Raw genomic sequence first — 24,076 nt, forward strand, 5'->3', positions numbered from 1 at the left:
TATGAAAAATGTAAAGCTCATACTGATATTTCTGTGTTTCGGCTTTTTTAGCCAAATGCATGCGCAGAAATACTACGACGACCAGTGGAAGAAAGTGACCCAAAACAGTGCGAAAGGTGCCTATAAATCTAATCTTCCCATCATTTTAGACATACAAAACCACGCAATGAAAGAAAATAATGCCATCCAGCTCATCCGTTCCCTGAAAGCGGAATTCAGTGTTGTGAATCTTACCGTAGACGACGATAAGAATGATGCCGCGTCGAAATTTTTTGTCAAGCTGAAAGAGGCGGACAGTAAATTGAAAGGCGAAGAGAAACTGGTATATACAGTTCTTCTGAACGGTTTTTTTATGGATTACTACAACCAGAATTCGTGGGAAATAGAAAGCAGAACCAATATCAATTCACAGGATCTGGCTCAGATCGAAACCTGGAGCAAGCTTGATTTTAAAAACTACCTGAAAAAAAGCTATCAGGAACTCGATCAGCAGAAGGCGGAGATGAAAAAAATACCCTTGGCGAAGTACAAAGATATTTTTACAGAAATCAAGGATGTGGCTTTTTTTCCAACGATCTTTGAATGGTATTCTATGAAAAAGATCAGTTTTCTTTCTGAAGGCAGTCTTTTCACAAAAAATGAAGTAACGGAGAACAGAACACAGATCAATGCAACTTTTGATGAACTGATTGCGCAGAATAATGGAAATCCTAAACTGTATTTCTCAAAGGAAAAACTGACGGAAAACTGTAATTACAGTCAGTGTAAAGATAAACTGGAACAACTCCAAACTCTTTTGAAATCTGATACGGAAGGAGATTACAAAGTGATCATCATGGAAGATATCATGAATGAGTTGATCGCGAAAAAGAAGGAGAAAGAAGCTCTGGCCATTGCTGACCAAGCGAAAAAACAGTATCCGAAATCTCCATTCATTGAAAATATAAAAAACAAAGAAAATCAGATCACCAATCCGTTTCTTACGATTAAATATGAACAGCAGACCCAAAACAATCTGCCGATTCATTTCGTAGCGGAACATAAGAATGTGGCAGATTTTTCACTGAACATTTATGAAGTAAAAGAAGATTTTACAGCATTGATGCAGTATGTACAGAATTCATACAACAATACTTTTAGTAAGGTTAAAAAAAATCTGGTAAGAAAAGAGACTTTCCAGCTTGGTGATTCCAAAGACTATCAGATCCATAAAACCTCGCTGGAGATCAAACCGCTTCCTTCCGGAGTATATGTTATTGAATATGCTGTGGCAGGATCTGACGTAAAAGACAGCAATTCCAGACAGAATTTTTACTTCCTGGTTTCAGGAAACAGAGTGATCTATCAGACTAAAACAGACAGGAATCAACTTTCCAATACACTGAAACTGGTCAACAGTGAAAACGGAAAACCGGCAGCGAATGAAAGCCTTACCTTCTATGAATTTGTGGCCAATAAAACATTAAATAAAATTGATGGAAAAACGGATGCGAACGGTGTTTTTAAATTCCCATCCACAGCCAGCAACGAATATTACAGGACTTTCCTGATCCGCCAGCCAAAAACCAATGACTTCCAGATCATGCAGGTGTATGGAAACAGCGGAAATGTAGAAAACTACAATCCCAATAAACAAAACCGCAGTCTTGCTCAGATTTTTACGGACAGAGCGATTTACAGACCGGGACAGACCGTTTATTTCAAAGTGATCAATACAAAGATCGATAAGGAAGTAGAAGCGGTAACTTCAGGTTTAAAACAGAAAATCACCCTTCTGGATGCCAACAGTCAGGAAGTGTCTTCACAAAATTTTACAACCAATGAGTTTGGATCTTACCATGGAAGTTTTATCCTTCCTAAAGGTCAGCTGAACGGCGTTTTCTACTTAAGAACAGATGAAGGGACTCAGGGTTATAAAGACATCCGGGTTGAGGAATATAAGAGACCTAAATTTGAAGTGACTTTTGATCCTGTAAAAGAGGAATACAAATACGGACAGACCATCGAGCTGAAAGGAAAAGCAATGATGTTCTCCGGAGTAGCGTTGAGCAACACAACCGTTAATTACGAGATCAAAAAACACAACATCAGATGGAGATATTTCTGGTGGTACCCGCGTGGTAATGACAACGAAAATTCGATTCTTGGCGAAGCTAAAACCAATGAGAAAGGAGAATTTGTCATCCGTCTTGATCTTAAAAAAGATGAAAAGCTGGAAGGAATCCAGATCGATAACTATGAGATCAATGCTTCGGTAACGGATATCAACGGAGAAACACAGTCTGCGAATACGCAACTGAAAGTAGCTTCGGTTTCTCACTATATTAAAGCGGACGGAATCAAGAATACATTCAGTGACGAAAATGTAAAACTGAAGGTAGAAACGCTGAACTACAACGAACAGGATCTTAAAAAATCATACCACGTAAAATTATCAAAGCTGAATACTCCGAACAGAATTTTCAGAGATAATTTCGCACAGGAAGTTCAGAATCAGCCTAAATATTCCAGAGATGAATTCATCAGCAAATTCCCGCATGATCTTTTCGATAAAGACGATGAAACAAAAAACTGGAAAGCAGAAAAACTGATTTCAGAAAAACTTCAGCAACCGTCTGCAGAACTGGATTTAGGAAAACTGGAAGCCGGGGATTATCAGCTTGAGCTGTATAATATGGAAGGAAAAGACACCATAAAATCTTCTCAGAATTTCAGTATCTGGGATAAAGGATCTTTAAAACCTTCACAGAAAACATTTCTGACCGTTATTGAACCTAAGAATGAATTTTCAAGAGGGGAGAAGGCTAAGGTATATGTCTATTCAGCAGTTCCGGACGCGGTGGTGAATGTATTTATTCAGGACGGTTCGGGAAAAACAGTTTCTGAGGTACATCAGATGAAAAAAGGAGTTCTGGAATACACTACAGATATTCCTAAAGATAAAAGTGTAGCAACATTGAATGTCCAATTTCAGATTGCAGCATTCAACGATGTGCAGACCCAGTCTGTGACTTTAAAAATAAAAAATACGGAACAGCCTGTAAAAATTGAGACCGTTACCTTCAGAGATAAACTGGAACCGAATTCAAAAGAAAAATGGACGGTAAAAGTTTCAGGAAGTGATAAAGAAAAAGTAAATGCTGAAGTATTGGCCAATATGTACGATATGTCACTGGATCAGTTTGCCGCCAATACTTTTAGCTGGCAGAATTTATATACGCCATATTCTATCGTAACTTCTTATGACGTTAGACAGTATCTGCTTCAGCAATACTATCAGAAAAGATTGAAATATTACAATGGAAAATATGTAGATATTCCAAATTTTAACTGGTTTGATGGTGATTTTCAAAGTTATGGACTAGGCGGGCGAGTGGCCGGATTACAGATTGAAAATATGGTGGCATCTCCTCCTTCTCCTATTGCAAAAGCAACTTCGGCAGAAGAAGTTGTGATGACCGGAGCTGTACAAAAAAGAGCAATGAAAGTGAGTGCAAATGCAGGTGCTCAGGAAGCTCAGGCTGATGCAGCAGTATCTTTAAATGAAATGACAGTTGAGAAAAAAGATCTGGAAAAAGTTCCTGTACGTCAGAACCTGAACGAAACGGCATTCTTCTATCCTGATCTGAAAACAGATTCAGAAGGAAATGTAAGCTTTGAATTCACTTCTCCGGAAGCCTTGACAAAATGGAAGCTGATGTTCCTGGCTCACACCAAAGATGCCAGAGCAGCAGTACTGGAAAAACAGGTGGTGACGCAGAAAGAATTCTCAGTGACTCCAAATTATCCAAGATTCTTAAGAGAAGGGGACGAACTGAATCTTCAGTCGAAACTTTCCAATCTTACCGATAAAAAATTAAACGGTTCAGCAGAACTTCAGATCCTGGATGCCTTTACAAATGAAAATATTTCTTCTCAGTTCGGGGTCAATGCAGGTACGCAGAATTTTAACTTAAACGAAAAAGGAAACAGCGCATTGACTTGGAAACTGAAAGTTCCGAATAACGTGTCTTCCATCATATTAAAAGTGGTGGCGAAAGCCGGTGCTTATTCAGATGGAGAACAGCAGGCGGTTGCCGTACTTCCGAACAGAATGCTCGTTACCGATGCAGTCCCTGTTTTTGTGAAAGAAGGCGAAACGAAGACTTTTGTTTTGGATAATCTTAAAAATACGAACTCCACGACGATCACCAACGTTTCGAATACTTTGGAATTGACCACGAATCCGATCTGGGAAATTATGTTTGCCTTACCAAGTCTGAAAAATGACCAGAACAATTCTGCCGATGTGATCTTCAACAAATGGTTCGCTGATGTACTGGCTTCTGAAGTATTCAAGGCCAATCCGAAAATGAAGACCGTTTTTGAAGAATACCAAAGTAAAGGATTGCTGAATTCAAATCTTGAAAAAAATCAGGAACTGAAACAGCTTCTATTGGAAGAAACACCTTGGGTGCTGGAAAGTAAAAATGAAGGCGAGCAGATGCAGAAACTGGCTCTATTATTTGATGCCAACACCATGAGGAATTCAATCAATCAGGATTGGAGTGATCTTAAGAAACTGCAGAATCCGGACGGAGGCTTCTCATGGTATCCCGGATATCCGAGTTCTTATGGAACATCGCTGTACATCCTTAAAAACTTAGGTAAGATCAATACCTGGTTAAAAGATAATGCGAAAGACTATCAGGGAGCTGATCAGAAAGAACTGGAAGCGAAACTGGTTCAGTACGTAGACAACGAGATTGATAAATACTGGGATGCGAAAAAAGATAATATCTGGAACAACTGGACCATGGATTATCTTGATACCCGAAACTATTGGGAAAAACAGTATCCGCTAAAAGGAAAAGGTGCTTCATTGAAAACCTTGGTAAAACAGAAAGCAAAAACAGCGAAGATCACAGATTTCACGTTCTTCGGACTTCACCGTGCTGCTTTACTGATGAATGATTACGGCTTAAAAGACGTTTCAGATAAATTAATGAATTACCTGAAAGAAACCTCTGTCGATACAAAAACTCAGGGCATTTACTGGAAACAGAATCTTAACGACTGGGGCTGGTTCGGATCTAAAGTAGTGAATCATGCAGGTGCTTTGGAAGCATTCAATAAGTTGAAATCTAATGATCAGAAATTCATTGAAGACATGAAGATCTGGCTGATCACACAGAAAGAAGTGAATTCATGGGGAAGTTCACGAGGAACCTCAGAAGTGATCTTTACGATCCTGAACTCAGGTAAATCATGGACCAGCGCTGAAAGTGACAAAGCAACAATCGTTTGGGGCGGAAAAGAATTAGCTCCGCAAACGCAGGCGACAGGTTATGTGAAATCAACCGTGAAAACGGATGTAGTAGATAAAAACTTAGGAACAGTTACCGTTACGAAACCCGGTCCTGGAATTGTACAGGGAGGCTTGTTCTGGCAGTATTATGAAGATCTGGATAAAATAAAATCTTCTGAAAACTATATCTCCATCACCAAAGAGCTTTACAAAAAAGTGAAAACGGTAAACGGTGAAGAACTTCAGAAAATTTCAGCGGATACACCTTTAAAAGTAGGGGATAAAGTTACTGTAAGAATGATCCTGAACACAGACAGAGCGATGGAATTTATACATATAAAAGATATGCGTGCCGCAGGATTTGAACCTACAGATGTACTGTCCGGTTACCAGTGGAAAAACAGCTTAGGCTATTACCAGTCTACGAAAGATGCTTCCACGAATTTCTACATTCAGTACATGCCGAAAGGGAAATATGTCTTCGAATATGACCTTATTTCCAATGCCGCAGGTAAGTTCTCCAATGGAATCACCACGATGCAGAATTACTATGCACCGCAGATGAATGCCCATACAAAAGGAACCAACGTTCAGATTTTGGAATGATTTTTGGCTATAGGGAAGAAGTAAAAATTTTAAAACAAAAATAAGATGAGATTTTCAAAAACTTTAATGGCGGGACTGATTATGTTTGCAGGTGTAAATGCTTTCGCACAAAAGAAAGCAGAAAAGTTGGAGAAGCTGGAAATTGAAATGTTCCCTAAAGCGAAAGACGGATTCAAGCAGGTATATATTCAGTTGCCTGTTGCAAAAAATGAAAGCGATTTAAAAGTAGAATTTTTTGTAGGTGCTGAAAAATTGCTGGATTGCAACAAACATTTTTTAATGGGTAATGTGAAGACTCAGGATCTTCAGGGATGGGGCTACAACTATTATGAAGTAGAATCCAATGGTGAAACGGGAGGAACCTTAATGGCTTGCCCGGATCAGAAAAAGACAAAGAAATTTGTGACCCTTCAGCCGGAGATTGTAAGATACAACAGCAAGCTTCCTTTGGTGTTCTACGTACCGAAAGACCTTGAAGTTCGTTACAGAGTTTTACGTCCTGATGCGAAAATGCAATCCGCAGTACAGAGATAAATCCATATCTTTACATATAAACTCCTCACATTTTGTGGGGAGTTTTTGTTTGCCCTAAATCGGCCTTTTTGAGTAAACGTTATATTTTCTCTCACAGATCATTTTGATTAGGCAGATTTAACCTTTATTATCCCTTGAATTATTAACCACAAAGTTTTTCTAAGCACTTTAGTTTATCTGAAGTTTAATTAATACAGCAAAGAAGAGCACCTAAGTTTTATAAAAAATTAAAATTTTTATTTGTTATAATAAAAAAATTTGTCCAATCTGAGAAATCTGCGCGAGACCAAACCAATTGAAACAGTAAATTTTAGAGGATATATACGCAATCATCTGTGTTCATCTGTGAAATCCGTGGTTAATATTTTTCCAATAAAATTTTCACCAATCAAATAACATAATAAAATCCCATGAATAAAAGAAAATTCAACTTTTTTCCAATTAAAACACTCCTCAAATTAAAGTTAAACGGATCCTCTATAATCATCACAAATAGAAGATTAAAATTAAACACATTTTAAACTTACTTTAAATTCACCATATTGACGAATTATCTTCGGGGATTTAACGAATTTTTGCATTATATTTGTTATAAACATAAACCATGAAAAACAATTTATTGATTTTTACGTTTAGTTTTTTGGCTTTCCCTGCTTTCTGCCGGGCACAGTCTGCTCCGGATTTTAAAGAACTTTTAGACAGTGCTATGGTCCGTGATTCTGATCTCAAAATGCAGATTACCCAGAACAAACTCACAGACCTTGACGGACACAAACTGAAAGACATCTTTCTTCCCACACTGGAAGTGAGCGGACAGGTCGGATATCTAAATGCAACTGCAAGACTTACATCGCCGGAAATTAATCTGGCGCCCTTTATCAATATTCCGGAAGGAAGTTTCAATAATAACCTCAATGTTTCCGGATTCTCAGGGATTGCAAAAGCAGATGCCAAAATGCTTCTCTATTCAGGCGGAAAGGTAAAGTACCTGAAAAAAGCCATCGAAGAAAAGAAAATCTCCGAAGATATTCTCCTTGAAAAAACAAAAGATGATGTTGTCGCCGGTATTTCTAAAGCGTACGACCAGCTAGCTCTTATCCATCAGTCTAAAAAAGTGCTGGATGAAAGTAAAAAAAGACTCGACATCAACAGAAAAACTGCAGACAAAGCTTTAGGTTATGGACTGATCACTCCATACGATCATAAAAAAATAGAACTTGCGCAGGCGACGCTGGATGCTAAAATGGTGGAGTATGAGGGCAAAAAAGAACTTCTGCTAACCCAGCTTTATATTTTGAGCGGAATCAGTAAAGAACGCCTCAGAATGATCGACCCCGTGCTTGCTCCGTTGGAATTGCTTTCCGCACAGAAAGGAATTGAGGAAAGAGCTGAGGTTCGTGCCCTGGAACATGGTATAACAGCAGCAGACTATAAAATAAAAGCCGAAAGAACCTGGATGATTCCTAAAGTACAGCTGATGGCATCTGCCTATTATATCGGACTTTACGGAAGCCGTATCAAAACCTCGGAAAATGTAATTCCTGCAGTTCCGGCCTTGGGCTATGAAGGCGCAAAACTGGACTGGAGACCTACGAATGTGAATATTCTTCCCCTATTAACGGCTGGTGTTGGCTTTAAATGGGAAATCTTTGACGGAAAAGAAGGAAAACACGCAGAAGAAACAGCGAAAGTTGGAAAAGAAGTCCTTCAGAATAAAAAAGAAGATGCTTTAAAAAAATTAACGCTGAATCAGGCAAATAATCAAACCAATTACGATATAGCAACCGCTCAGATCACTTTAAAAGCCAAAGAAAAAGAACTCGCTAAAAACGCTTTGGTTCAGGCTGAGAAAGAATTCAGATACGGGATGAGTAAATCTTCACAGCTCATCGATGCGGAAAATGATCTTGAAGTGGTAGAGCTTGAATATCAGAATGCCCTTTTCAATCAGAGAAGAGCCGGAATAGAGCTCATGAGATCGACTCAGGAGCTTGATATCACCAAACTTTATTAATCCCTTACTATTAAAATGATGCATAAAAATATATTCACCCTCTTTGCTGCTCTTTTTCTATTGGGGAGCTGCAGTGAAAAGAAAGAAAACCTGAACGATTCCGCGGGGAAGACCAAAAAAGATGTCGTCTCTTTTGCTCCTAAAGTCACCGGAAGAATTCTTAAAATATACGTAACGGAAGGACAGACCGTGAAAAAAGGCGATACGCTGGCCTTACTGGATGTTCCGGAAGTTTCTGCAAAAATTGCTCAGGCTCAGGGTGCGGTTAGCGCGGCGACAGCTCAGGAGCAGATGGCAAAAAACGGAGCAACGGGAGATCAGTTGAGACAGCTTCAGGCTAAATATAAAGGCTTGAAAGAACAGTATGAATTTGCCCAGAAATCATATAAAAGAGCCAATAATATGTTCCGCGACAGCTTAATGTCTCCTCAGGCTCACGATGAGGTGTATGCAAAACTACAGGGCGCGAAAGCTCAGTATGATGCTGTGGTAGCCGAACTGGACGATGTACAGAGAGGAACCCGCGTGGAAAAAGTGGAAATGGCAGCCGGACAGGCTTCTCAGGCTAAAGGAGCTCTTCAGGAGGCCAATGTAGCCTACTCCGAGAGATACATTATCGCGACCAATGATATGGAAATAGAAACCATCAGCTTGAATGCGGGAGAATTGGCAACGGCTGGTTTTGCTTTATTCAACGGATATATTCCGGAAAGTACCTATTTCAGATTCACAGTTCCGGAAAGTGCCATTTCAAAATACAAAAAGGGACAGGAGGTTAATATGCAGGTGGTGTATAATAAAGAAACTTTGAAAGGGACAATTGTTTACATCAAACAGCTGACAAGATATGCGGATATTACAACCGCTTATCCAGACTATCAGCTGCAGGACGCAGTCTATGAAATCAAAGTGAAACCTACAGACATGAATAAGGCTAAAGGTATATTGGTGAATGCTAACGTTATCCTGAAATAATTATGAAAGAATTTTTCCGTCTTTTAAAACGAGAGTTCAGGCTTTTTATAGGCAATTCTACCCTAAGGACCGTATTTTTTCTGGCCCCGGTATTCTATGCCACACTCTTAGGTTTCGTGTACAAAAGCGGAAAAGTGGAACATACGCCTATACTTGTTGTTGACCGGGATAATACACCGTTATCAAGCCAGCTGACCGATATGCTGGATGACAATAAAAGCATCAGCATCATTAAATATGCCCAAGAACCGCTCAGTATAAAAGATGAAGTGATCAGGCATGAAGCTGCTGCTGTTGTGATTATTCCGTCAAGGTTTGAAGCTGATATGCTCCAGAAAAAATATCCAGAACTGAATGTCTACGTCAATACCGGAAACGTCCTTACCGCGAATTTTGCTTCCAAAGCACTTCAGCTTACGATAGGAACTTTTTCTGCCGGAGCCTCGATCAAAGCTTTACAAAAGGCAGGAATGCCCGCTACGAAAGCAGCTACACAGTATGAACCTTTCAAAGCCAATTATATTACACTTTTCAATACCACAGGAAACTATCTGATCTTCATGTGGCCGGCGATGCTGGCTGTCGTTCTTCAGCAGGTTATTCTTCTGGCGATGGCGGTAAGTTTTGCTGCCGAATTTGAAAGAGGATCTTTTGTTAAAGAATATCTGAAGATGAAAAGATGGGCATTCCCAACCATGCTGATTAAAGTGATCCCGATCTGGGTGTTCTCCATTCTCATTGTCGGAGTCTACTACTTTATGCATATGATTTTCCGGGTACCAATGCCGGAAGGAATACTTAATTTTATCCTTCTGACGGCAGTATTTGTAGGTTCCGCTTCATTTTTGGGAGTACTCATCAGCATATTGATTCCGGATGCTTTGAAAGCCACTCAGATTCTGATGGTCATTGCATCTCCGGCATTCATTATCAGTGGGTTCACATGGCCGTTGAGCGCAATGCCTGCCTTCGTTCAGTTTATTGCCAATATCATTCCCCTGACTCCTTTCCTTCAGGCTTTTAAAATTTTACTGATCCAGAAAGGTTCCGTCGAACTTACATTTCCCTTCTTAAAACATTTAAGCATTCTATTGGTTATCTATGCCATCCTGGGCTGGATTGCTTTAAAGATCAAACTGTGGTTTATTTTTAGAAATACAGGTTCTGAAGAGATAGAGGAGGTTGTAGAGTAGTTATGAGTTTTAGGGATACGAGATACGTGATACTAGTTTCGAGTGTTCAAAACCGGCAAACTTACCCATAATTAACTTCACATCCCGAAAACCCGCAACTAGCAACTAGCAACTGACAACTAGCAACTAATAACCCGCAACCCGGAACTCGCAACCCCAAACACGTCACCGTTTTTTTCATTCCCCTATAAAAATCAAAAGAAAAAACTGATATATTTGCTTTCAGATAATTAGAAAGTATATGGAAAATGTATTTGACGCAAAAGACGCTCAAAACTATATTGATAGGATAAATAATCTGGTAGAGGATACTCACGGTTTATGGGGGAAAATGACGGTTGACCAGATGCTTGCGCACTGCAGCGTATCTTATGAAATGGTTTACGAGCCTGAAAAACATAAAAAACCGGGATCTATTGCTAAGTTTATTTTAAAGACGTTTGTAAAGCCCAAAGTGGTTGGAGAAAAAGCGTATCCGAGAGATTCCCCTACAGCACCCCAGTTTTTGATCACTGGAAGAAAAAACTTTGATGATGAGAAGAAAAGGCTGATCGGTTTTATCCAAAAAACACAGCAGCTGGGTCCTGAAGCTTTTGATGGTAAAGAGTCATTTTCTTTTGGAAAATTAAATTCTACAGAGTGGAATAATATGTTTGCAAAACATCTGAATCACCACCTGTCTCAGTTTGGAGTATAAAACCACGATATGAAAAAACTTTTATGGATCCTCATTCTTGCCTGCAATTTTGCATGGGGGCAAATGCCTGATATTTCAAATGTCTGGCTGAACAACAGCAAACCTTATATCGGAACCATTGGCAACAGCGGACAACAGCTGAAACTGAAAGTCAATATCTCCGAACAGAATAAGAAAAATGACCAGGAATATTTTATTTCCGGGTATTCTCTCGTGGATGACAACTACGCGAAATATGAAGGGAAAATTACCATTTCGAAATATAGAGATGCGAAAAGAAAAGGAGTGGTTTTCGGGGATTATGAACTGGCAGAAGAAGCAAAAGGAAAACATTCCGGTATTTTTAAAGGTAAATTTATTTATACCTTCAAGTGGAATAAAAAAACTGAAAAAATAGAAGGACAGTATATAGAATTTATTGGAGATTGGAAAAGTTATGACGGAACGCTGGACTTTAAAACCCGTTTAAAAAATCAATAACCATGTTAAGAAGAATATTGGCTGTCCCGGCGGGACTTATTGCAGGAATTATCTGCATTACCATCGTTGAGAAAATAGGGCATCAGGTGTATCCGCCTCCGGCAGCAGCGGGAAGTGGTGATATGACAGCGATGAAAGAATATGTAGCGACAGCTCCTTTTATGGCGTTGTTTTTCGTAGTCATTGGCTATGCGCTGGCTGCGTTCGTTTCAGGATTTACAGCTTCCAAAGTAGCAAGTAATGGAAAGCACACTTCTGCAGCAGTCTGTGGAGTTATTTTTCTGTTCATAACCATTTATATGATGTTTTCCCTGCCTACGCCGATCTGGTTCTGGGTATTGGGAATTGTCGTGTGGGGATTGGTGTTTGTGGGAAGTAAACTGGCTTTAAAAAAATAAAAAACTACATATGAAATCGGCATTATAATGTACGATTCCATATGACCATTAAAAAAATCAAAAATACATATGAAATTAGGAGCATTTTCAATCAGTTTAAGTGTCAAGGATCTTCAGAAGTCTAAAGATTTTTATGAAAAACTGGGTTTCTCTGTGATGGCCGGTAAAATGGAGCAGAATTATCTGATCATGAAAAACGGAAGTACGCTGGTAGGTTTATTTCAGGCGATGTTCGACGGAAATATGCTGACATTCAATCCGGGATGGGACGAAAATGCCCAGAATCTGGAATCTTTTGATGATGTACGCGATATTCAGAAACATTTAAAGGAAAACGGCGTGGAACTTGAGAAAGCAGCAGACGAAAGCACTTCAGGACCCGAACATATCTTCCTGAAAGATCCGGACGGAAACATGATTTTAATAGACCAACACAGATAATCCTAACTCATGAAAATATTAAAGAAAATTATTCTCGTTTTGGCTTCTATCCTGATTCTATGGATGGTGGTGGCCGCTTTTATCTCAGGAGACTGTGTGTATGAGAAATCAATCACCATTAATGCTCCGGTTGAAAAAGTGTGGCAGCAGACCAATACATTAAAAGCAATGGATCAGTGGAGCCCTTGGAACGACCTGGATCCTGCCATGAAAAAAGACTGGACCGGAACCACCGGACAGCCTGGTGAAAAAGTATGCTGGGACAGTCAGAAAGATGCGGCCGGAAAAGGCTGTCAGGAAGTGAAAAAAATAGATGAAGCAGGCAAAAGAATTGATACGGAACTCCTGTTTTTAACCCCTTATAAAAGTGAAGCCAATGCCTTTGTGAAAATCGTTCCGGAAGGAAACGGAAGCAAGACGACATGGGGATTTACATCAAAAATACCTTATCCGTTCACGGTAATGAAATTGTTTATGAATATGGAAGATGCTATTGGAAAAGATTACCAGAAAGGACTTTCCAGATTAAAAGAATTATCTGAGAAATCTTAAAAGAAACTCATTAAAACTTAACTCATAAAAAAACAATCATGGCATCAGTAAACGTTTATTTAACATTTAATGGAAACTGCAGAGAAGCATTCGATTTCTACAAATCAGTTTTCGGAGGAGAATATCCTTACATCGGAACTTTCGGGGAAATGCCTCCAATGGAAGGCAAAGAAACTTCGGAAGAAGACAAAAACAAAATCATGCACGTTTCTCTTCCTATTTCAAAAGAAACCATCTTAATGGGTAGCGATACTGCCGGAGAATGGTCATCTCAGTTGAAAGAAGGGAATAATTTTGCTATTTCCATCAATGCAGAATCTAAAGAAGAAGCCAATCAGTTATTCAATGGGCTTTCTGCGGGAGGACAGGTAACCATGGCATTGGCAGATACTTTCTGGGGAGCTTATTTCGGAATGTTTACGGATAAATTCGGAATCAACTGGATGGTTAATTACGATGATCCTGCCAAAATGCAGCAGCATCCTTAAGATGTATATTTTGTATACGAAATATAGTTAAAACTAACCGGCGGATGGATCTGCCGGTTTTTATTTTATGATACATTTGCATTCCGAAAATTTTTAAATTTGGGGAGAGGTGGCAGATGATAGGTAACAGGTGAGAGGGATTAGGGATTAGGGATTAGCGTGAAAATAAATCTTACTGCTTAAAGTTTACAACCTCCGGCATAAAAAAAACAGATATGAAATTTACTATTGAACAAATTAAAGCAGAACATCAGAAAGTAAAAAGCGGAGCAGATTTTCCCGCATACATCCAGGCCATAAAGAATCTTGGCGTTGCAGATTATACGGTTTCTGTAGCGGATGGGAATACCCAGTATTTTGATACAGAAAACGAAACGGCGCAAACAGGAAGAAAGTACGATCACCTTACCGTTTCAAAAATTGTAAACCTGGACCAGTTTAAAACAAGATTAAAGCTTCACCAGCAGGGCGGAACAGATTATCTTACATTCTGCAACGACTGCGCAGAAAACGGTGTAGAAGGCTGGAAAATGGATCTTAATGAAATGACCTGTACCTATTTTGATACAGATGGCAATGAAATCCTGGTAGAACAAATCCCCGGCTAATACATACGGTCTATTGCTTACTGCGTAAAGCTTCCAGTCTCTAGTTTAAAATATTATATTGTTTGCAATTATTGATTTAAATTATTAATTTTGTTCTGCACGATAGATAATAGTAATTGGTAATTATGAGAAAGGTCTTTACGAAGCTGGCGTTTACAGTATTGAGTCTGGGGTCAATAGCAGCCTATGCGCAGAAAAATGATTTGGGAGCGTGGTATATGTATTTCGGAAATAATAAGATCAGCAAGAAGCTGAATCTCCACAACGAAATCCAGTACCGTAACTTTGATGCAGTAGGAGACCTTGAACAATTATTGATCCGTACGGGAATCGGGTATGACCTGACTGAAAATAACAATAATGTTTTGCTGGGGTACGGTTTTATTTTAAGCCAGCCTTATGTAAACGGAGAAAAAAAGGAGAATATAGAGCACAGGATCTTCCAGCAGTTTATCACCAAACAGAAATTCGGACGTTTTAATCTGCAGCACAGATACCGTCTGGAAGAACGTTTTCTGCAGGATGATTTCAGGATGAGATTCCGGTATATGATCGGGCTGAATATTCCGATCACCCAAAAGGAAATGCTCCCGAAATCGCTTTATGCTTCGGTGTATAACGAGACTTTCTTAAGTTTTGACAGTCCCGTTTTCGACAGGAACAGAGTCTACGGAGCTTTAGGATATGTTATCAATAAAAACATGAGGATAGAAGCGGGTTACATGAATCAGATTCAGGAAAACAAGAACCGCGGGCAGATTCAGATCGGGTTTTATAATAATATTCCTTTTAATAAAAATTAATACTGACAGCCTTTGCCGGATGCGATGATGATGAAAAAAAACTGTTAGTTTAGACAAGATAATCAACAGATCACAAAATAAATAAACACATATGCATTCAGGGAAGAGATTTGGAGCGGTAGAATTCGCCGTTTGGACGAGACGCAGTATTTATGTACTCACGGTATTATCGGCCATACCTACAGTTTTATATTTTTTAGGATGGAAATTTGTTTCCGTTCCATGGCAGCCGATCGCTATTTTAGGAACAGCCGTCGCTTTTATCGTAGGTTTTAAAAACAATGCGAGTTACAGCAGACTTTGGGAAGCCAGACAGATTTACGGAGCCATTATTAATGACAGCCGTAGTTTCGGATATGTTTTAAGAGATGCCCTTTCCAATAAGGATCCGAAAAAGGTAAAAGAGATGTTTCACCGTCATTATGCATGGCTTACCGCCCTTCGTTTTCAGCTTCGTGAGCCAAGAACCTGGGAGAATATGGGAACGGCACAATATGACGAATATTCTAAGAAATACGATATTCCGGAGCGGCTGACCCAGCTGGATGATGAACTGAAAAAATATCTTTCCGAAACAGAACTTCAATACATTTTAAGCAAAAAAAACAGAGCAACTCAGCTGATGGCAAGCCAGAGCAAAGAATTGGCTGAAGCCTATGCCAGAGGAGATATCAACGATTTTCAATGGACACAGATCAATCAGCAGCTGGTCAAATTTACAGATGATCAGGGGAAAGCGGAAAGGATCAAGAATTTTCCATATCCAAGAAACTTTTCATCGATCACCACCTATTTATTATTGCTGTTCATTCTTTTTGTCCCTTTTGGATTATTGAAAGAGCTGGATAAACTAGGAGAAGGAACCGTTCTGGAAGGCTGGACATTATGGTTCAATATTCCGTTTTCACTAATGGTAACGTGGTGTTTCCATACACTCGACAGTGTAGGGGAAGCATCTGTAAACCCTTTTGAAGGCAGTCCGAATGACGTACCGATCACCCAGATCAGCCGTACTATAGAGATTGATATGAGAGATATGCTGGATGAATCCGATCTTCCGCCAGCCATTACTCCAAAGAATAATATTGTGCTTTAAGGTAAAGGTAAAGGTAAAGGTAAAGGCTGTGTTCTTTAGATAAAAATCCAACCTTATAGGTTTCTAAAACCTATAAGGTTTAGAAAAGATAAAAGGATAAAAAAGAAAAAAATCATAGCTGAAAATCTTCGATTTTCTTGCGCCTTAAATATTCATAAAGTTTAAAAACCTTGCGCCTTTGCGATAAACCAACAAAAGAAAACAGCTAGAACGTAGTAGAACTTTATTACTCTGCATTTAGCCAATTTCAAACTCAAAAAAACAACTTAAAAAAACAACTCAAAATGATTCACAGTTATGTTATAATATCCATTGCAGTCCTGTTGTCTGTGATGATATTGGTGATGATAGGGCAAAAGCTGAAAGTAGCTTATCCCATCTTCCTGGTGATTGCCGGTCTCGCGATCAGCCTTATTCCGGGAATGCCGCATATTGAAATAGAGCCTGATCTCGTATTTCTTATCTTTCTTCCTCCGATTTTATTTGAAGCGGCATGGTTTACGTCGTGGCAGGATTTTCATAAATGGAGAAAGCAGATCTTTTCCATGGCTTTCGGGCTGGTCTTTCTGACTTCGATTGTCGTAGCCTACCTTTCATCTTCCATTATTCCGGGACTTACCATTGCAATGGGATTCCTGCTGGGTGGCGTCAATTCACCACCGGATGCAGTAGCGGCTACTTCAGTGTTGAAACATATGAAGATTCCTAAAAAGATCACCAGCATCCTTGAAGGTGAAAGTTTGATTAATGATGCTTCTAGTTTAATTGTATTTAAATTTGCTTTGGCGGCTGTAATTTCAGGGCAGTTTATCTGGAGAGATGCTATTCAGGATTTCTTTATGATGGCTGTGGGTGGAGTAGTGATCGGTGTTGCTACAGGGCTTTTATTTGGAGCTTTGCTAAGAATTATTCCGTCCAACTCGAATATTGACACCGTGATTACGCTGATCGTTCCTTACATCATGTATGTGGGTGCTGAGCATTTCCATTTTTCGGGAGTACTGGCGGTCGTTGCGGGAGGACTTTTGATGTCTTATAATTCGCATTGCTATTTGAGTCATACCTCGAGGATACAGTCCGGAAATGTGTGGAGCGTGCTCATATTCCTGATGAATACTATCATCTTTATTCTTATTGGTCTTGAGCTTCCGGTAGTGGTTGCTGCGATGAAAGATTATACCATTTCAGAAGGGATTTTTTACAGTGTAGTGATCGGGGGTGCGATTATTCTCACCAGATTACTGTACAGTTATGCCGTGATGTATTTCCCAAGACTCTGCTCGAAAGAATTAAGATTAAAAATTCCGAAACCGGACTGGCGGGAACCTTTTATCATCAGTTTTGCCGCGATGAGAGGAGTGGTTTCACTGGCTGCTGCACTTTCCATTCCTGCATTTTTACCGAATGGAGATGCTTTTCCGCATCGAAATATCATTTTATTCGTAACTTTCGTTATCATTTTAATCACGCTGGTAGGACAGGGACTTCTTCTGACTCCGATCTTAAAATGGCTGAAAATAGATGATGCCGGAAGCGAATTGCCTGAAGAAAAACAGGAAGTAATCCTGATGCGTAAACTTAAAGAAACAGCATTACACAAAATGGAAAATGATTTTTCCGAGCTTGCCGTTACGAATACGTTGGTACGCCATCAGAAACACAAACTGGAAACAGAAATGATGCTTATGGCAGATAAGGCCCAGTGTATGGCTTCCACAGGAGATTATGTGAATGCGATCAATGAAAATAAAGATGTCCTCCGCCAGATCATCCAGGCTCAGCGAAATGAACTGCACCGGATGAAAAGGGAGAAGATATTTGATGATCATGTCATGAGATCTATAGAAATGCAGCTGGATTTTGATGAAGCAAAGATCACTGGATTTTCGCACAGTTAAGTCTTAATTAAACCTGAAACTATGAATACACCGATCACTGTTCAGTACAAATTCAATGCACCGACAGACAAAATATGGAAAGCATTGACGGATAAAAACGAAATGAAATCCTGGTACTTTACGATCCGGGATTTCGACTTGGAATTGGGAAAAGAGTTTGACTTCTATGAATCCTGTGATGGAGGAAAATACCTTCACCGCGGCCGTATTTTAGAAATCATTCCCAACAAAAAGCTAAAACACAGTTGGGCCTATCCTGAATTTTCAGATGCTGTGACTATAGTGACCTGGGAACTTCAGCCGGATGATGATGGAACACTTGTAACACTGACTCATGAGAATATTGAAGGTTTTGATGGTCTGGGAGAAACTTTTTCCAGAGCAAGTTTTACAGAAGGGTGGAAGTCTATTATCGGGCAGAGTTTGAAAGAATATTTAGAAAAATAAAAGATATGATCGAGCTGCATATTTTTAAAGCAGAAGATGCTTCTGAACTGATCGCTACCATAAAAGACAAAAGAGAACTTCTACAGTTTGCCGGCCCTGCCTATCATTTTCCATTTACGAAAGAACAGCTGGAAAGTGACCTGGAGAATGAAAACCGGTTTTTGTTCAGGGTTGTTGATACAGCAGAACAGAAAGCAATTGGCCACGCCCAGATCTTTTTAAAAGAAGAAACTTTTCTTCTCGGAAGAATTCTGTTATGGGATGAGAACACCAGAGGAAAGGGCTACGGAAAGAAAATTGTACAGGAACTTCTGCAATACGGCTTCCATCATTTTGATAAAGAAACTGCCGAACTTAATGTATACGACTGGAACAAGGGAGCCATTGAATGCTATAAAAAAGTAGGTTTTGAAATTGATCCGGACGTGATGAGCGAAGTCAGTATCGATAACGAGTTGTGGCTTTCCATTAATATGAAAATCAGTAAAAACACTTTTAAATCTGGTAACATATGACCTACTCAGCACTCCGTCCCATACTCTGGACTGATAATATGGATGAAACAATAGGATTTTATACCCAGATCCTTGGTTTTACTTTGATGGGAAGAAATGATGAATGGCAGTGGGCTTCCCTTAAAAAAGATGATGTACAGATCATGCTTTCTCAGAATGATTATGAGAAACCTAATGGAATAGGCTTTACAGGCTCATTTTATTTTAACGTAGATGATGTAGATGACCTTTGGGAAGATCTTAAAACAAAGGCGAAAGTCTGCTACGAAATCGAGACTTTTGAATGGGAAATGAGGGAGTTTGCTATCTATGATAACAACGGCTATCTGTTACAATTTGGCCAACCTGTGGATAATATTGGCAATACGGAATAAATTTTGCTATTTTTGGGGAAATATTTAGAAATTCAATGAAAAAGAATATAATAGTTGGTTTAGCGGTGGTTTTGATGTTGGCGTCTTGTAACAAAGATGAAAAGATCCTGAACACGCTGAATGAATATAATAATACAATGGTAGAAAAAGGCTATCACTTCGGTGATAAACTTGAACTTCCGAAAGAGGTAACGGAGAATGCAGAAAGCATCAGCATCAGTTTTGGAGACAAGGAAACTTCAAGTTTGACAGTTGATCCCAAATTCTTTACATTAGGTGACAATGCCGTTACTTTTAACATCAAAACAAAAGGCGGGAAAGTCCTTAATCAGGATGCAACCATCAACGTATTTGCGAAAAATCCTGAGAAAAATATCGCCTACCAGATTATTGCAGAATATCCTCACGATCCAAAAAATTTCGTACAGGGTTTCCAGATCGAAGGCAATACCATTTATGAAAGTGACGGACAGAACGGTTCTTCCCAGATCCTGAAATATACATTGGGAACTACGACTCCTCTCGCTTCTACCAAGCAGGCTCAGGAAGATTTCTCTGAAGGAAGTACCATCGTTGGCGATAAAGTGTATCAGCTGACATGGCAGAGCAAAAAAGGGTATATCTATGACAAAAGCACTTTGAAACTGCTTTCAGAATTCGCTTATCCGAATGTTTTAGGTGAAGGTTGGGGATTGACATATGACGGGGAAAACCTGATCGCATCAGACGGAAGCAAGCTTTTATATTTCCTGGATGCTAATGATCCTTCAAAACTAATCAAATACGTAGCTGTAGCGGGAAGTTCTCAGATCTACGACCAGCTGAACGAACTGGAATACCACAATGGATTTATCTATGCGAACGTATGGCAGAAACCTGTCGTGTTAAAGATCAATCCGGCAACGGGAGAAGTAGTAGGTACATTTGACTTTACAGATATCGCAAAACAGAATACCAAAGGAAGTGATGATGTACTGAACGGAATTACTTTCAAAGGCGACAATATGCTCGTAACCGGTAAAAACTGGCCGAAAATCTATGAAGTTCAGATCAAATAATCTGAATAAAGATTTTATAAAAATATAGCGTTCCTTAGGAGCGCTATTTTCATGTATGGACTAAAAATTTACTATTTTTGACGGATGATTAAGAATTCACTGAAAAGAAATATCATAGCTGGTTTAGCGGTCATTTTCCTGCTGTCATCATGCAATAACAATGAGAAAATGCTTGACTCTCTGGCTGACTACAATAATTCAAAAGAGGCAAAAGGCTATCATTTCGGAGATCAGCTTAGTTTTCCGAAAGAAGTGACGGACAATGCAGAAACCATTACCATCAGTTTTGGCGATAATGAAACTTCCAATCTGAAGGTAGATCCTAAATTTTTCACATTAGGAGATAATGAAGTGACGCTGATCATTAAGACCAAAAGTGGAGAAACTTTAAACCAGGATGCAACCATCAATGTTTTCGCGAAAAACCCTGAGCAGAATATTTCCTATAATATCATTGCAGACTATCCTCACGATCCGAATAATTTTGTGGAAGGATTTCTTATGGAAGGCAATACCGTTTACGAAAGCGACGGGCTGGACGGTTCTTCCCAACTAATAAAATATACTCTAGGTTCAGCGACTCCCTCGATTACTGAAAAACAGCCGGCAGACGTTTTTTCCGAAGGCTGTGCGATTGTCGGGGATAAAATATATCAGCTGACCTATAAAAATAAAATAGGGTTTATTTACGATAAAAACTCATTGAAAAAAATCTCTCAGTTTCCTTTACCCAATAGTATTGGTGAAGGCTGGGGATTGACTTATGACGGTAAAAATCTTGTCGCTACCGATGGCTCGAAAAATCTTTACTTTCTGGATGTCAACTACCCTTCAAAAGTCGTCAGAACACTTGCCGTTGCGGGACATACTGAAACCTATGATAAGCTTAATGAACTGGAATACCATGACGGTTTTATATATTCCAATGTATGGCATAACCCTATTATTTTAAAGATCAATCCTGCGACTGGAGAAGCCGTGGGTAAGTTTGATTTTAAAAAACTGACTGCTGAGAATGATCAGGGGAACAGTGAACATGTTTTAAACGGAATTGCTTTTAAAGGAAATAATATGCTGGTAACAGGAAAAAACTGGGCAAAAATTTATGAAATTTCCGTTAAATAATTCAATGTTTAAAATTCAAATAAAAGGATGTAAATTGCTGACGTTCCGCACAGGAAAGTTATCTTTACCAAAATAGATTTTGAGACTACTTTATATCATATTCATCTTCCTTTTCTGCACAGTAAATGCGCAGAAAGCCCTTCCTTTAGACACCCTGAAACTGAAGGAAGCCAAAGATATGCTGGCAGACGATTACGGAAACCTGTACATCTACAAAAACAAAGATTTCAGCTTTACGAAATATGATTCCCTGGGGAAACAGCTCGGGAAAATGATGCTGACAGTTCCTTACAAAGTACAGTCGGTACAGAATCCTCTGAGTCTGGCCTTATTCTCAGAAAATGCCCAGGAAATGAAATTTGTGGATCAGAATATGAACGAGATTCAAAAGATTGATTTCAAACAGAAATTCGGATTTATCAAAATGGCGTATGCGGAAGATCTTCAGCAGCTCTGGCTTCTGGATGACAGCACAAAACGCCTTATCCAGTACAATTTCAGGAACGACACCACCATCAATTCTTATCCTTTTGACGTCAGTTTTGATGATATGATGGATCTGCTGGTCTTTGAAACGAAAGTCTATATTTTAACCAGAAAACATATCAGAGTCTTTTCGCTGAAATTCGAAAAACTTTTTGAAGCGCCACTGGAAAACGGAAAACGTTTCAGAAGGGAAAATGATGTTGTTTTGGTCGTTGCAGACAACTCGATTCTGAAATACGATCCCGAAAAAGGGATGGTGAAGATTTTTGAAGATAAGGACGCACAAATTGTGGATAAAAACATCCTTTCTTATTTTGAAATCAAAGCGAACAAACTCTATCTTTACAACTTAGAAAAAATAAAGGAAACTAAACTGCAGACAGAGCCAGAAACCAAGCCGACTCCGACACCGGTCACAGAACCATCATCTGAAAAACCGGCGGGGGAAGAAGGGACAAAAACTGACGAGAAGAAGGAATCTGAAGAAAAAGCTGCAGACCCTACTTTGCAGAAGCTGATAGAAGATACTTCCGAAGTTCAGGCCACTGGAGTTTAGTCAAATTAATTAAAAAAATACTTAGAAGAATGCATATTGCAGTTACAGGAAATATTGGAGCAGGAAAAACCACTTTGACCACGATGCTTGCCAAGCATTACGGATGGGATGCACAGTTTGAAGATGTAGACCATAACCCTTATCTGGAAGATTTTTATGCGGACATGAGCAAATGGAGCTTTGCGCTGCAGATCTACTTTTTAGGAAGCAGATTCCGCCAGGTAAAGGAGATCAGAGAAAGTGGCAAAAATATTATTCAGGACCGTACCATCTATGAAGATGCCCATATTTTCGCAGAAAACCTGAACGATATGAAGCTTCTTTCGGACAGGGATTTCAAGAACTATATTTCTGTTTTCGGCCTGATGAAATCATTTGTTTCTGCACCGGATCTTTTAATTTATTTAAAATCTGATGTTCCGAACCTTGTGAAAAAGATTTACAAAAGGGGAAGAGAATACGAAGCATCCATCAGTATCGAATACCTTTCCAAACTGAACCAGAAATATGAAAAATGGATCTCAGATTACACAGAAGGCAAGCTTCTTGTGATTGAAGTAGATGACCTTGACTTTGTAGAAAAGCCTGAAGATTTCGGATTTATCCTTGAAAAGATCGAAGCAGAGCTGAATGGTCTGTTTTAACAAATTTTTATCAGAATTTAAGACGGCTTTCAATTCATTTCTTCCTAAATTTGAGAAGAGAGTTTAATTTTTTAAATGATTATAATATGATGGTTAAGGTTTTACATAACGGAAGTTGCTCGAAATCCAATGCTGTTCTGGAGTATCTGGACGAGAATGGGGTGCCTTTTGAGATCATCAACATCGTAGAAGATCCATTAAGCGTCCTGGAGATTAAAACAGTCCTGAAAAAGCTGAATCAGAGCGTATTTCATATGATCCGAAAAACAGATAAGCTGTATACGGAACAATATGCCGACAAAAATTATTCTGAAGAAGAGTGGATTAAAATCCTGTCTGAAAATCCTTCCCTGATCCAAAGGCCTATCCTGATCAAAGGATCTGTAGCCATGCTGGGAAGACCTATTGAAAACGTGAAATTCTTTATTGAAAAATAATAAGCATAAAAAAAGTCAGCGAAAGCTGACTTTTTTATTTTCTACAATAGAATAACGCCTTCTATTTTAGCCACGTCTTTATAAATATTCACTACCTGATCTGCATCCAGAACGAACGCGTTGATATTGCAGGCTGTGTACTTTCCATTTTTGCTTTCGCGGTTTCCTAATGTAAATTTAATGCCATCGAAAACTTTGTAAATTTCTGTAAGTTTCGCCTCGTCTGTAGGAATGATAAATTTAAATAAATAATCTTCCGGAAAGTCATGGTGACCTTCCAGTTTTTCCTTCAGAGAACTGTAAAAATCCTCCTGGTTTGCGTGTTGGTTTCCTTGTAATATGTCCATCTGCCTTGTTAAATTAT

24 protein-coding genes are annotated in these 24,076 nt (G+C 39.1%); 23 read left to right on the top strand and 1 reads right to left on the bottom strand.

Going from position 1 to position 24,076, the window contains the following annotated elements; all coding sequences use genetic code 11:
• The first annotated feature begins 1 nt into the window (after position 1).
• From BUA72_RS06960 to BUA72_RS07070, 23 genes are all read left to right on the top strand, one after another.
• On the top strand, positions 2 to 5,893 hold the full coding sequence (locus tag BUA72_RS06960; RefSeq protein ID WP_072922320.1) for an alpha-2-macroglobulin family protein: 5,892 nt from the start codon (positions 2 to 4) through the stop codon (positions 5,891 to 5,893).
• Between the two features lie 45 nt (positions 5,894 to 5,938).
• Positions 5,939 to 6,427: a serine protease inhibitor ecotin gene (gene eco / locus BUA72_RS06965; protein WP_072922321.1), complete on the top strand. Its 489-nt coding sequence runs from the start codon at positions 5,939 to 5,941 to the stop codon at positions 6,425 to 6,427.
• Positions 6,428 to 7,031: 604 nt separating this feature from the next.
• Entirely contained in the window at positions 7,032 to 8,441 is a 1,410-nt protein-coding gene (locus BUA72_RS06970) for a TolC family protein (RefSeq protein ID WP_072922322.1), read from the top strand.
• A gap of 18 nt (positions 8,442 to 8,459) precedes the next feature.
• Positions 8,460 to 9,416: an HlyD family secretion protein gene (locus tag BUA72_RS06975; RefSeq protein WP_072922514.1), complete on the top strand. Its 957-nt coding sequence runs from the start codon at positions 8,460 to 8,462 to the stop codon at positions 9,414 to 9,416.
• 2 nt (positions 9,417 to 9,418) lie between these two features.
• Complete coding sequence (locus tag BUA72_RS06980; RefSeq protein WP_072922323.1) at positions 9,419 to 10,609, top strand: ABC transporter permease; 1,191 nt, start codon at positions 9,419 to 9,421, stop codon at positions 10,607 to 10,609.
• A gap of 241 nt (positions 10,610 to 10,850) precedes the next feature.
• Positions 10,851 to 11,306: a DUF1569 domain-containing protein gene (locus BUA72_RS06985; protein ID WP_047451730.1), complete on the top strand. Its 456-nt coding sequence runs from the start codon at positions 10,851 to 10,853 to the stop codon at positions 11,304 to 11,306.
• Between the two features lie 9 nt (positions 11,307 to 11,315).
• Positions 11,316 to 11,786, top strand: coding sequence for a hypothetical protein (locus BUA72_RS06990; RefSeq protein WP_072922324.1), 471 nt, complete (start codon positions 11,316 to 11,318; stop codon positions 11,784 to 11,786).
• 2 nt (positions 11,787 to 11,788) lie between these two features.
• Positions 11,789 to 12,184 carry a hypothetical protein gene (locus BUA72_RS06995; RefSeq protein ID WP_072922325.1) on the top strand — a complete coding sequence of 132 codons (396 nt, stop codon included), beginning with the start codon at positions 11,789 to 11,791 and terminating at the stop codon, positions 12,182 to 12,184.
• Between the two features lie 69 nt (positions 12,185 to 12,253).
• Positions 12,254 to 12,625: a VOC family protein gene (locus tag BUA72_RS07000; RefSeq protein ID WP_047451726.1), complete on the top strand. Its 372-nt coding sequence runs from the start codon at positions 12,254 to 12,256 to the stop codon at positions 12,623 to 12,625.
• 9 nt (positions 12,626 to 12,634) lie between these two features.
• Entirely contained in the window at positions 12,635 to 13,177 is a 543-nt protein-coding gene (locus BUA72_RS07005) for an SRPBCC family protein (RefSeq protein ID WP_072922326.1), read from the top strand.
• A gap of 38 nt (positions 13,178 to 13,215) precedes the next feature.
• Positions 13,216 to 13,665 (top strand): VOC family protein, encoded by a 450-nt coding sequence (locus BUA72_RS07010; protein ID WP_034724962.1) that lies wholly within the window; start codon positions 13,216 to 13,218, stop codon positions 13,663 to 13,665.
• Positions 13,666 to 13,880: 215 nt separating this feature from the next.
• Complete coding sequence (locus BUA72_RS07015) at positions 13,881 to 14,273, top strand: DUF1398 domain-containing protein (RefSeq protein ID WP_072922327.1); 393 nt, start codon at positions 13,881 to 13,883, stop codon at positions 14,271 to 14,273.
• Between the two features lie 125 nt (positions 14,274 to 14,398).
• Positions 14,399 to 15,076, top strand: coding sequence for a DUF2490 domain-containing protein (locus BUA72_RS07020; RefSeq protein WP_052202370.1), 678 nt, complete (start codon positions 14,399 to 14,401; stop codon positions 15,074 to 15,076).
• 91 nt (positions 15,077 to 15,167) lie between these two features.
• Positions 15,168 to 16,172 (top strand): bestrophin family protein, encoded by a 1,005-nt coding sequence (locus tag BUA72_RS07025; protein WP_072922328.1) that lies wholly within the window; start codon positions 15,168 to 15,170, stop codon positions 16,170 to 16,172.
• Positions 16,173 to 16,456: 284 nt separating this feature from the next.
• Entirely contained in the window at positions 16,457 to 18,070 is a 1,614-nt protein-coding gene (locus BUA72_RS07030) for a Na+/H+ antiporter (RefSeq protein ID WP_047451715.1), read from the top strand.
• Between the two features lie 21 nt (positions 18,071 to 18,091).
• On the top strand, positions 18,092 to 18,517 hold the full coding sequence (locus BUA72_RS07035) for an SRPBCC family protein (protein WP_072922329.1): 426 nt from the start codon (positions 18,092 to 18,094) through the stop codon (positions 18,515 to 18,517).
• A 5-nt stretch (positions 18,518 to 18,522) separates the two neighbouring features.
• The gene (locus tag BUA72_RS07040) at positions 18,523 to 19,032 is read left to right on the top strand and encodes a GNAT family N-acetyltransferase (RefSeq protein WP_072922330.1); all 510 of its coding nucleotides are present in this window, start codon (positions 18,523 to 18,525) and stop codon (positions 19,030 to 19,032) included.
• The gene (locus BUA72_RS07045; RefSeq protein ID WP_072922331.1) at positions 19,029 to 19,406 is read left to right on the top strand and encodes a bleomycin resistance protein; all 378 of its coding nucleotides are present in this window, start codon (positions 19,029 to 19,031) and stop codon (positions 19,404 to 19,406) included. The genes BUA72_RS07040 and BUA72_RS07045 overlap by 4 nt, the downstream gene beginning before the upstream one ends.
• 35 nt (positions 19,407 to 19,441) lie before the next feature.
• Complete coding sequence (locus BUA72_RS07050) at positions 19,442 to 20,464, top strand: glutaminyl-peptide cyclotransferase (protein ID WP_072922332.1); 1,023 nt, start codon at positions 19,442 to 19,444, stop codon at positions 20,462 to 20,464.
• 99 nt (positions 20,465 to 20,563) lie between these two features.
• Positions 20,564 to 21,589, top strand: coding sequence for a glutaminyl-peptide cyclotransferase (locus tag BUA72_RS07055; protein ID WP_072922515.1), 1,026 nt, complete (start codon positions 20,564 to 20,566; stop codon positions 21,587 to 21,589).
• A gap of 79 nt (positions 21,590 to 21,668) precedes the next feature.
• Positions 21,669 to 22,631, top strand: coding sequence for a hypothetical protein (locus BUA72_RS07060; protein ID WP_072922333.1), 963 nt, complete (start codon positions 21,669 to 21,671; stop codon positions 22,629 to 22,631).
• A gap of 29 nt (positions 22,632 to 22,660) precedes the next feature.
• The gene (locus tag BUA72_RS07065) at positions 22,661 to 23,275 is read left to right on the top strand and encodes a deoxynucleoside kinase (protein WP_034724975.1); all 615 of its coding nucleotides are present in this window, start codon (positions 22,661 to 22,663) and stop codon (positions 23,273 to 23,275) included.
• A gap of 86 nt (positions 23,276 to 23,361) precedes the next feature.
• Positions 23,362 to 23,712 carry an ArsC/Spx/MgsR family protein gene (locus tag BUA72_RS07070; RefSeq protein WP_034724977.1) on the top strand — a complete coding sequence of 117 codons (351 nt, stop codon included), beginning with the start codon at positions 23,362 to 23,364 and terminating at the stop codon, positions 23,710 to 23,712.
• A 41-nt stretch (positions 23,713 to 23,753) separates the two neighbouring features.
• Here the strand turns inward: BUA72_RS07070 and BUA72_RS07075 are convergent, their stop codons facing one another.
• Positions 23,754 to 24,059, bottom strand: coding sequence for a DUF493 family protein (locus tag BUA72_RS07075; RefSeq protein WP_047451706.1), 306 nt, complete (start codon positions 24,057 to 24,059; stop codon positions 23,754 to 23,756).
• Between the last annotated feature and the right edge of the window lie 17 nt (positions 24,060 to 24,076).

The sequence above is a fragment of the Chryseobacterium sp. OV279 genome, assembly GCF_900128945.1.
In the GTDB taxonomy this organism is placed as follows: Bacteria; Bacteroidota; Bacteroidia; order Flavobacteriales; family Weeksellaceae; genus Chryseobacterium.